Genomic DNA, 10456 nt, shown 5'->3' with positions numbered 1-10456 from the left:
GAAGGTTCGTAGGAACGTTCCTGTTTGCGCCGTAGGTAGTGCCGACTTATGGTCTTCCAGTAAATAATCCGCTAACCAGACCTCGCAGATCTGGCATATCTATCAGGTCTAGTCCGTGCCGCGACACCGGATTAATTTCTGGAAGACCATAAGTCGGCACTACGATGCCCGCCCATGGACTATTCGGCATGACAGGCTGCTGGGATACGTAACAATTTCTGCTTCCCTAAAGCCCCTTGGGACGCCATGTTCGGCAATCTGCAATCTACAATCTACCATCTGAAATGGTATAAAAGCTTAAAAGCGCTTGTGGTATACTATTGCACGGGATGTGTGTACATCCCTTTGTTGTGAGCATTCCTTTCTCCGAGCCTTACTACAGGGAAGTGACCCATGACCCATAGTGATCAGCCAACCGAACTTGATCTCGCGGTTGGTGCCATGATTACCGTACGCCCCGATGAAGACCAAGAAGCCTACAATGAGCAGCGCGAGTCGATTTCGATTGTGCAAGACCAATTGCGCGAAGAGGGGATTGATGTTGATCTCTTAGCGCTGCCCGGTACCCAAATCTGGGAGGGTGGGCTGGAGAATATGGGCGCACTCTACCAACTCTCGCGCTTGGCGGTGCATCTCGAACGAGAAGATGATCTTGCCCAAGTGATCGAAGATGGCCCGGTGATCTACGATGAACTTGACCCGGTCTTGACCGATGTGTGGGACGAGTTGACCCAGACGCGCTTTGCCCACCTGGTTAATCTGCAAGGGATTGACAGCTACTATCTGCCCGCCGATTTTGCCAAACCCCTCTGGATGCCCTTTGAGAATGAAGAAGGTGAAGAGGATAGCGCCTTCTTTGGTTCAGCCTACGCGCTCCAGCGCGAAATCGCTGAACTTGGCCCGCTCTTGCTCGATGCTGGGGTGAAGCACAACTCCGAGGCTTACCGTTGCCTCGAACTGCTGCGTGAGGCAGCGACGCAGAGTGTGAATAATGGGCTGCCCGTGATCGTTTGGTAGGTATGCACGACATTACCTTGCTCCCTCAGCTTACTACTGACCGCGATAGCACGCCGCGTGAGCGGCGTTATTACGTGTGGACAGTGGGTTGCCAGATGAATGTCTCCGATTCGGAGCGTTTGGAGGCGGCGCTTCAGGGGGTGGGCTATAGCCCGGCGCTACGCCCTGATCAGGCTAGTTTTATTGTGCTCAATTCGTGTAGTGTGCGCGCTAGTGCCGAAGAGCGTATCTTGGGTAAACTGGGCGAATTGGTGCGCGTGAAACGGGAATATCCGCAGACCCGCGTTGTACTCTGGGGTTGTATGGTTGGCCCTGAGAATCGTTCGATCTTTGAGGCCCAATTGCCCATGGTTGACCACTTTGTCTCGCCGTCGGCAGTGGACGAGGTGGTGGCCTTGGCCCCTAACCCGATCTATAGCCTCGATGAACCGGCGCTGCCGGTGGCCGATTGGGAACATCCGCCCATTTCGGTGCATGTGCCAATTCAGTATGGCTGCAACATGACCTGCTCCTACTGTGTTATTCCGCAGCGCCGGGGGCGTGAACGCTCGCGCCCGCTGGAGGAGTTGATTGCGGAGTGTAGCCGCATTGTGGCCCGTGGGGCCCAAGAGCTTACCCTGCTCGGCCAGATTGTTGATTCGTGGGGCCATGATCTGCCGGGTCGGCCTGAGTTGGCCGATCTGCTCAGCGCAGTGCATGCCATCTCCGGGTTGCAACGGCTACGCTTTCTCACCTCCCACCCTGCCTGGATGACTGAACGGCTGATCGAGACGGTGGCCAGCCTGCCACGCTGTATGCCCGACATCAACCTACCAGTGCAGAGTGGTTCCGATAAGCTGCTGAAGTTGATGCGCCGGGGTTACGATAGCGCCCGTTACCGTAAGCTGGTGGCCCAGATCCGTGCGGCAATCCCCCATGTCTCGCTCACCACCGATGTGATTGTGGGGCACCCCGGTGAGACGGCTGAAGATTTTGCCCAGACGATCGAACTCTGTGCGGAACTGCGCTTCGACAAGATTCATATTGCCGCCTTCTCGCCGCGCCCGGGCACCCTTGCCGCCGCCCAAGAGCAAGACCCGGCCCTCGCGGTAGCCGAAGCGGTCAAGGAGGAACGCCGTCGCGCCCTCGAACAGTTGCACGAACAGGTGGCGCGTGAACGCAACGCCCGCTTCCTCCATCAGACGGTTGAAGTCCTCGTCGAGGGCGAGAGTCGCGGGCGCTGGCGCGGACGTAGCCCCAATAACAAATTGGTCTTTTTTAGTCACCCTGCCGACTTCACGGGGCACTGTGTGCCCGTGCGGATTACCCAGACCGGGCCGTGGGCCTTGCAGGGGGAGGTAATACCATAGCCGATAGCCGATAGCCGATAGCCGGACATGGCGTCTCAATGCGCTTGAATATCATGAGGCATGCGGTCTGTTCAGAGGGCACGAAGACGCGAAGACGCGAAGACGCGAAGACGCGAGGGCGCGAAGACGCGAGGGCGCGAGGGCGCGAAGACGTACGCATTACAGCCTGGAGGCATTCAGTTCATCCTGATACCGCAAACCTATTTTCTATTTTCTCGTTTCTGTATTCTTCCCTTAGGATAACCAACACAAGCAATCAAGGAGTGCTACCTGTGGCAAAACAGGACGAAAAGCAGCGGATCCGCCGTCGGCTTCAAGAGAAAGCCATTGAGTTGGCAGCGATGAACCGCTGGGATGAAGCGGCTGAAATCAATCGTCAGATTCTCCAGTTGGGTGAAGATCCCGACATCTACAATCGTTTGGGTAAGGCGCTGATGGAGCAGGGGCTCTACACCGAATCGCATGATGCCTATCAGCATACCCTGCGCCTTAATCCGACCAATACGATTGCGCGTAAGAATTTGGCGCGGCTTGATGCGCTGATTGCGCGTGGCTTTGGGAGTGGCCAAGCTAATCGTAAACCGCGTCAGCAGGTTGATTTACGCATGTTCATCACCGAGACGGGCCGTACTGCGATCACCGCGCTGATTGATGTGCCGCGTACTGCTGCGGTAGACGCCTTGGTTACGGGCGAGAAGATGGATTTTCGCGTCGAGGGCAAGACGGTCTATGTGATTGATGCGGATGGTACGACGGTTGGACGGCTCGAACCGAAATTGGGCCAGCGCCTCGCCGAATTGATCAATGGCGGCAATCGCTACCTTGCGGCCATTGCCCAGAGTGATCCACGCTTGGTACGCCTGCTCATCCGCGAAACCTACCAAGACCCCAGCCAGCGCAACCGCATCTCCTTCCCCGGCAAGCTGGGCGAAGGGGCGGCCTATGTGTCGGGCCTGCGCTACGAGGAGTATGAAGACCTGCTTGATGAGCCAGACGAGATTGATGAGCCGGATGCCGACCTGACCGATTACATCACGGGCGACGAGGAGGAAGAACTCGGCCTCGATGAGATTGAGCAGGATATGGGTGATGATGATGGGATGGAGGAGTAGAAATTAGGAAAGAGCAAGCAGGAAAGAGGAAAGAGGAAAGGGTGATTTTTACCCTATTTCCTCTTTTCTATCTGCTATCTCCTACCCATTGATGGATATTCCACGTAAAGGGCGCAGTGGGATCAGCGGTGACGCCATCGAGCTGGGGATTACTCAGCACGAGATCAACCCGTTGGAAGAGAGGCAGTACGGGCAACTCTTGGGTGAAGAGTTGCTGCTGACGTAGGTAGGCTTCAACCCGTTCCTCGCGGTCGAGCGAAGTCGTTGCGGTACGAATGGCGCGATCAGCCTCGAAGAAGCACCAGCCGGAGAAATTATTCCCCGTCCAATTGTTACTTGCACTTGGCACCCCCGCACAACTCCAACGCTCCCAACCGCGCGGATCGGGGCCCGCGATCCACGCAAAGAGCGCCAATTCAAAGCTACGGCGGAAGAGGGGGCCATCAGGACTATAGAGCGCAGTTGTGGGCAACTCTTGGATGGCGAGGCCAATTCCAATGGCTGCAAGATCATCACGGATACGCTCGGCGGTAGCGAGGCGTAAGGGTGAACCTTGGGTCGTCAGCAGATTGATGGTCAGCGGCTCGCCATTGAGCTCGCGCAGCCCATCACCGCTGCTATCCACTAGCCCCTTCTCATCAAGCAGCCGACGGGCCTCATCGGGATCGTAGGGGTAGCGGGTCAAGGCATCGAGCGGCGCGGCTGCCCACTGGTCGGGAATGATCCAGCTTTCGAGGATGCGCCCATAGCCGCCTAAGAGATCGTGGGCGATAGCTTCACGGTTGATGGCATGGGCAATGGCCCGCCGCACCCGAATATCTTGAAAGAGTTCGAAGTCCAGATTAAAATCCAGGTGTTCCCAGATCGGGTTTGCGGTAGCACTTACCCGTAGGGTTCCACGCTCGGCTTCAGATCTAATGGTCGCTAAGAGTTCGCTCTGGGGCTGATCGAAGGCCACCAGATCGAGGCTGCCGCCCGCCACTGCACTCCACAACAACTCCGGGTTGTCGCGGAACATAAAACTCACACTCTCAAACGCACTCTGCGGGCCGGGATAGGAGGGATTGCGGATCAGACGCAGCTTGGTCTGATCGCGTTCAACAAGCTGGTAGGGGCCATAGCCCACTGGCAAGAGGCTAAACTCGCTGGCGAAGAGTTCTTGCGGATTAATCTCGGCCAAGATGTGGCGCGGTAGGGGAGTAAAATAGGTGGTAACATAGGCCGGATCGATGAAATCGGGGCGCAACACCGCCCGCGTCGTGTGGGCATCGAGTTGCTCGTAGCGTTCGATCAGCCCAAGTTTACTCTGGGTCGTTTGGCCGAGATCGATCTGACGGGCCAACTCATAGGCAAAGAGCGAATCACCAGCGGTGAGTGGGGTTCCATCAGACCAGTGTAGCTCAGGGTTCCAACGAAAGACCACATGGATCTGCTGTACCTCCGTGATCGTATCGGTGGGCTCGCTACTGATTGCGCCATGTTCATCGCGGAAGACTTCAACCATTTCAAGCGTCACATCGCCATTCTCAAAGCTAGGCACCCGCTCAAGGATGCCCGTGGTGGTATAGGTATAGCCAACTGGCAGCAACGGAGCGGGGAAGAGCAATTGGGTAATGGGGGCGCTCAGCCGCTCGCTGGCACTATCACTCTGGTAGGGCAAAAGATTCCCCGGATCAGTCAGCATGCCGATCCGCAGGCTCGCCTCTGTGGCGGGAGTTGCCGCAAAGGGGTCTGCGGTTTCTATAAGTTCGGGCGTGGGCGCTGGTTCAACACTCGTTGGCACGAGGCCCACTGCCGTAGGGCGCTCAACGCCGCCCTGAAGTTCGCACGCATGTAAGAAGAGAACGCTCATTATGAGTAGAGTGAGTTGCAGGATACGCGTCATGATCAAACCTTTACAAAAAAGATAGCCTTGCTATACACTAGTGTGTGGCAATGTTATACCATAGAGGGAGCGAGGGCACCAAGTTGCCGTGCGCACCCTACGTGCCGACCTCTACATTACCGTAGTTCAAATAGGTTGTCCTATGCTCTTTATGCTTACCGCCGAAGCGCTCGTGCTGGAAAAGATTTTTCAATACACCCAACCCAAAGTTGTGAAGGAAGGGCGTGAGCTTTTCAAACAGGGGCACACGCGCGTCCATGAAGTTAGCGACAAGCGAGCCTCCGTAGATATTGAAATCCCAGGGCAATCCGCCCAGCGTGTGGTCATTAGTTTGAATGCAAGTCAACTCTATGTGCAATGCAACTGCCGTTCAGGCTATGGTTGGGGCATGTGCTCACACCGTGTCGCCGCAATCGTGGCCCTGCGCGACCACCTCCAGGCCAATCCGCCCTCAATTTGGCGTGCGGTACTGAACCATGCGGTACAAACCCCCATCCGTCGTTATACGCCCTCAACGATCAACAATATCATCATCTTTAGCCTCCAGCAGCGGCGGGACAATTGGTCACTGGTGCCGTACACCGTCAATGTGCGCAGTATGCCGAAAGAGTATGAGGGTGATTTCCTGAAGATCGGTGCTTGGATTGATACGCAACCAGGATTGGCGCCACGGGTTCTACGTTCATCAGTTGATCCTGGCAACTTCCCTTTAGTACCCGCCCATGCCGTCATCGCAGCCAATACCCTGCTCGGTGGCAGTTACGGCCATTGGCAATATGGCACGAGCAGTCATAATCTTAGCACAGCCTTGGGCATGCTCCACCACGATGCGTTAGTCTACCATGGTGCAGAGGATGAACCGATGGGTGAGGGGCGGCTCGTTGTGCATGAGCAGTCGGCGAAACTACAGTTGCAGGTACAGCGCAATGGCGACGGCATCGATGCAACCTTCCATACGTTGAGCAATCATGGATCAATTGCGCTTAGACCGCAAGATTGTGCGCTGATCGCAAGTGAACCAGTCTGGCTCTTGGTGCAGAACGAACTGATGCGGATCGTTGATGCAAGCCCCAATCTGCAGACGCTGATCAACTATTCGCGGCTCCGCATTCCCAACAGCGAAGAGGCGGAGTTCCTCGATCACTACCTGCTGCCGATCAGTGAACAGGTAAGGATTGATGGCGATGTGGTACAGTGGGAGGATTTGCAGATCCAACCCCAGCCACGGATCTATCTGAGTGAGCGCGAGGGTGAGTTGGTGGCCGAGCTGCGTTTCGGCTATGAGCAGTTTGAGTTTCCCTTTGAGAAACAGCCCCCCGCCGAGCATGTGCGCCGTCGGCCTGGAGCCTATCAGTTTGTGCGGGTGAAACGTGATGAGACGTTTGAGCAAACCATCCAGCAGCAGATCGCTACTGGTCACGGGCTCAAGCGCGGCGCTAACCCCCACGAGTTCGCGTTGCGCAAGAATGTCACCCCGGCTGACTTCCTGCTGCGCGAAGTGCCCAAACTGGCCGCGAGTGGCATTACCATTTTTGGTGAAGAAGCGCTCACGATGGCGCGGGTCAATCGCAACCGGCCCAGTATTAGCTTTAACGTCAATTCAGGCGTTGATTGGTTTGATGTGCAGGCGGTTGTCAGTTTTGGCGATCAGATGCTGCCGATCAAGGAGTTGCGGCGGGCGCTCAAGCGCCGCGACCGTTATGTCAAATTAACCGACGGTTCACTTGGGGTCATCCCGGAAGATTGGGCGGCGCGCTACAAGCACCTCTTTGCCTTTAGCGAAGAGCGCGAGGATGGCATGCGTCTGGCGAGCCACCACATTGTGCTACTGGATCAGTTGCTGGCCGAGGCCGACCGCAGCGAGGCCGATGAAGCCTTCAATCAGCGACGGGAACGACTGAAGAGCTTCGACCGGCTTGAAAGCAAGGTGCTGCCCCAACACTTCACTGGCGAACTGCGCCCCTACCAGAAGGCTGGCTACGACTGGCTGCACTTTTTGCGGCACTACCAGTTTGGGGGCTGCCTCGCCGATGATATGGGGACGGGCAAAACCATTCAGACCCTCGCCTTCCTCCAGTCTATCTATGAAGAGCAGCCGCGACCAGCCGCGAGCCTGCTGGTGATGCCGCGTTCGCTACTCTTCAACTGGCAGCGTGAAGCACAGCAGTTTACGCCCAAGCTACGGCTCTATGTTCACGCCGACCAGGGGCGCATTAGTGCGGCGCAAGAGTTTGGCGAGTATGATCTGATCCTGACGACCTACGGGGTGATGCTGCGCGACATCGAACTGTTGCGCGGCTACAATTTCCACTACACCATCCTCGATGAATCGCAGGCGATCAAGAATCCGGTGGCGGCCACATCGCGCGCTGCGCGGGCGCTGTGCGCCGAGCATCGCCTCGTGCTGACCGGGACGCCGGTAGAGAATAGCACCCTTGAACTCTGGTCGCAGTTTGCCTTTTTGAACCCAGGGCTGCTCGGCAACCTCGACTATTTCCGCGAGGAGTTTGCGGCACCGATTGAACGCAAGCAGGACATGGAGAGCGCCAGCTTCCTACGCAAGATGGTCTACCCCTTCATTTTGCGGCGCACCAAGGATCAGGTGGCGCTTGATCTGCCGCCGCGCACCGAGGAGTTGCTGGTGACCGAGATGGAACCGGCGCAGCGCAAGCTCTACAACAAGACCCGTGACTACTACCGGGCCTTGTTGCTCGGCATGATTGATGATGAAGGCTTGAGCGATGCGCGTATGAAGATTCTCGAAGGGTTGCTGCGCTTACGCCAGATCTGCAACCACCCGCGCCTGATTGACAGCAAATTCCGGGGCAACTCGGCCAAGTTTGAGTTGCTCATCGAAACACTGGAAACGCTCCGCGCCGAAGGGCACAAAGCGCTCATCTTCTCCCAATTCGTCCAGATGCTCAGCCTCATCCGCGAGAGCCTTGACGAGCAGAAGATTCCCTACGCCTACCTTGATGGTTCAACCCGCGACCGCCAGGGGGTAGTGGATCGCTTCCAGAACGACCCCGAGCTGCCCTTCTTCCTGATTAGCCTCAAAGCGGGGGGCGTGGGTCTCAACCTCACCGCCGCTGAATATGTCATCCACGTTGATCCCTGGTGGAACCCTGCGGTTGAGATGCAGGCCACCGACCGCACCCATCGCATCGGTCAAACCAAGCCGGTCTTTGTCTACAAACTGATCACCCGCGACACCGTGGAAGAAAAGATCCTCAAGCTACAGGATCAGAAACGAGCCTTGGTTGAGCAGTTGATCAGCTCGGAAGGTGGGGTCTTTAAGTCCCTCACGCGCGATGATGTGGAGGTGCTCTTTTCTTAGGGAAGAATATAGAAACGAGCAAATAGAAAATAGGAATGAGGATGCGAGGACGCGAGGACGCGAGGACGCGAAGCCCTCGCCTCTTCGCCTCACGCATCCCCGCAACATGGTAAAGCGGTCTTCCGCTTGCTGAAACCATCCCTTAAGAGGAAATGAGTCCTGGAGGTACACATCGCTTGAATCGATCACCCGCCGCTTTAGAAGCACGCATTGCCGAGCTAGAGGCTCAACTTGCTGCGCTGCAGCAGCAGAGCGATGTATCGCATGAAAAACAACATCTGCTTGAGGCGCTCTTTGAGCATGCTGTTGACATACTATTTATTGCCAATTTTGACAGCACACTGCGCTATGTAAACGGTGCCTTCAAGCGCATGCTCGGCTATGGTGATGCTTCAATCAAGCGCCCCACATGGTCATACATTGTGGAAGCAGAACAGAGCAATCGGCTGAAAGAAGCGATTGAGCATGTGATGAACAATGGTTTCTGGGTGGGGCGTTTGACCTATGTGCGAGCCGATGGCAGTACCTTTCCGGGGCTCTTGAGTACGTTTTTGATCTACGATCAGGCGGGCAAACCCTTGGCGCGAGGCGGCTTCATCCGCGATCTCACCGAGCAGGAGCAGCACGAGCGTGAGTTGCAGACGCAGCAGGCACAGCAGGCGCAGCTTCAGGCGGAGATCATCAGCGCACAGCGCAAGGCATTACACGAACTCGCCTCGCCCTTGATCCCCTTGGCAGAGCGGGTGTTGGTCATGCCGCTAATTGGCAGCCTCGATTCACACCGCACCCAACAGATTATTGCCACACTGCTTGAAGGGGTGAGTGTGCATCAGGCCAAGACGGTGATCATTGACATTACCGGCGTCCCCGTGGTGGACACACAAGTGGCCCATACGTTGCTGCAAGCAACCCAAGCGCTCAAACTGCTCGGAGCCCACGTCATGCTCACAGGCATCCGCCCAGAAGTGGCCCAGACGGTCGTCGGGCTAGGGGTTGATCTGAGCGGCATCCAAACCTTAGGGAACCTGCAACAGGCGATTGCGGCGAGCTTGCGCTAAGGAGCCACAGATAGGGCTTTAGGAGCCCCCGATGGCCCCTTTCAGTTATAGGGTTTTTGAAGAGATGCAGAGAATTTCACCACAGAGACACCGAGAACACAGAGAAATTTGCGGCAAAGCACAGAGTATGCACCTACCCTACCCTACCCGTGTCCCACAGTTGGGGCAAAACATTGCCGAGCTGGGCATCTGGAAGCCACAGACACCGCAAGCCTTACTCGTCGCTGGCGAGGGCGGGGGCGGATCGTAGCTAATCGGCACCTGCTGGGCTGGCGCAGAGTTTGTGGGTTCAGCGGGGGGCGGTTCAACAAAGACCTCTGCCTGCGCCTTTTTCAACTCCTCCTCTTTCGTCACCAGCGATGAACGGAGTTGATCAATGGCCGTGGCCAGTTCATTAATACTGGCAGAACTAATCTGACCGGCGCGCTGCAACTCATAGGCGCGCTGCCCCAACTCGGCCAATTTCGTATCAATCTGGCGTCGCAGTTCGTTGGTCTCACCCTGAATCCGGGTAGTGCGCTGAAACTTATCAGCCTCAAACTTGGCGCGATCAACCCCTTGGCTGATTTGGCGGCTGATCTGATCAAAGAAACTCATAGGTTGCCTCCTTAGGGTCATTTCAGATTGGAGATTGGAGATTGGAGATTGGAGATTGGAGATTGGAGATTGGAGATTGGAGATTGGAGATTGGAGATTGG

At 56.4% G+C, this 10456-nt stretch carries 7 protein-coding genes; 5 read left to right on the top strand and 2 right to left on the bottom strand.

What is annotated here, in order from left to right; translation table 11 throughout:
• Window positions 1-393: 393 nt before the first annotated feature.
• The 3 genes from CJ255_RS19465 (at window position 394) to CJ255_RS19455 (ending at window position 3478) form a co-directional block, all read left to right on the top strand.
• Window positions 394-1017, top strand: coding sequence for a putative DNA-mimic protein (locus CJ255_RS19465; RefSeq protein ID WP_097645754.1), 624 nt, complete (start codon window positions 394-396; stop codon window positions 1015-1017).
• A gap of 2 nt (window positions 1018-1019) precedes the next feature.
• Entirely contained in the window at window positions 1020-2366 is a 1347-nt protein-coding gene (locus CJ255_RS19460; RefSeq protein ID WP_097645753.1) for a MiaB/RimO family radical SAM methylthiotransferase, read from the top strand.
• A gap of 272 nt (window positions 2367-2638) precedes the next feature.
• Window positions 2639-3478, top strand: a complete 840-nt coding sequence (locus tag CJ255_RS19455) for a tetratricopeptide repeat protein (protein ID WP_245863600.1) — start codon at window positions 2639-2641, stop codon at window positions 3476-3478.
• 67 nt (window positions 3479-3545) lie between these two features.
• On the opposite strand, the gene CJ255_RS19450 is transcribed toward CJ255_RS19455, so the two are convergent.
• Window positions 3546-5363 (bottom strand): peptide ABC transporter substrate-binding protein, encoded by a 1818-nt coding sequence (locus CJ255_RS19450; RefSeq protein ID WP_245863599.1) that lies wholly within the window; start codon window positions 5361-5363, stop codon window positions 3546-3548.
• A gap of 142 nt (window positions 5364-5505) precedes the next feature.
• On the opposite strand from CJ255_RS19450, the gene CJ255_RS19445 reads away from it, so the two are divergent.
• Both CJ255_RS19445 and CJ255_RS19440 read left to right on the top strand, forming a co-directional pair.
• Window positions 5506-8700, top strand: coding sequence for a DEAD/DEAH box helicase (locus CJ255_RS19445; RefSeq protein ID WP_097645751.1), 3195 nt, complete (start codon window positions 5506-5508; stop codon window positions 8698-8700).
• Between the two features lie 176 nt (window positions 8701-8876).
• On the top strand, window positions 8877-9758 hold the full coding sequence (locus tag CJ255_RS19440; RefSeq protein WP_165774822.1) for a PAS domain S-box protein: 882 nt from the start codon (window positions 8877-8879) through the stop codon (window positions 9756-9758).
• 138 nt (window positions 9759-9896) lie between these two features.
• Here the strand turns inward: CJ255_RS19440 and CJ255_RS19435 are convergent.
• Window positions 9897-10456: zinc-ribbon domain-containing protein (locus tag CJ255_RS19435; protein ID WP_245863598.1), on the bottom strand; the 560-nt coding region annotated here is incomplete at its 5' end.

The organism is Candidatus Viridilinea mediisalina (assembly GCF_002532535.1).
GTDB classification, from domain to species: Bacteria; Chloroflexota; Chloroflexia; order Chloroflexales; family Chloroflexaceae; genus Viridilinea; species Viridilinea mediisalina.
The sequence above is the reverse complement of the archived record's forward strand: the minus strand, read 5'-3'. Positions and strand labels throughout refer to the sequence as shown.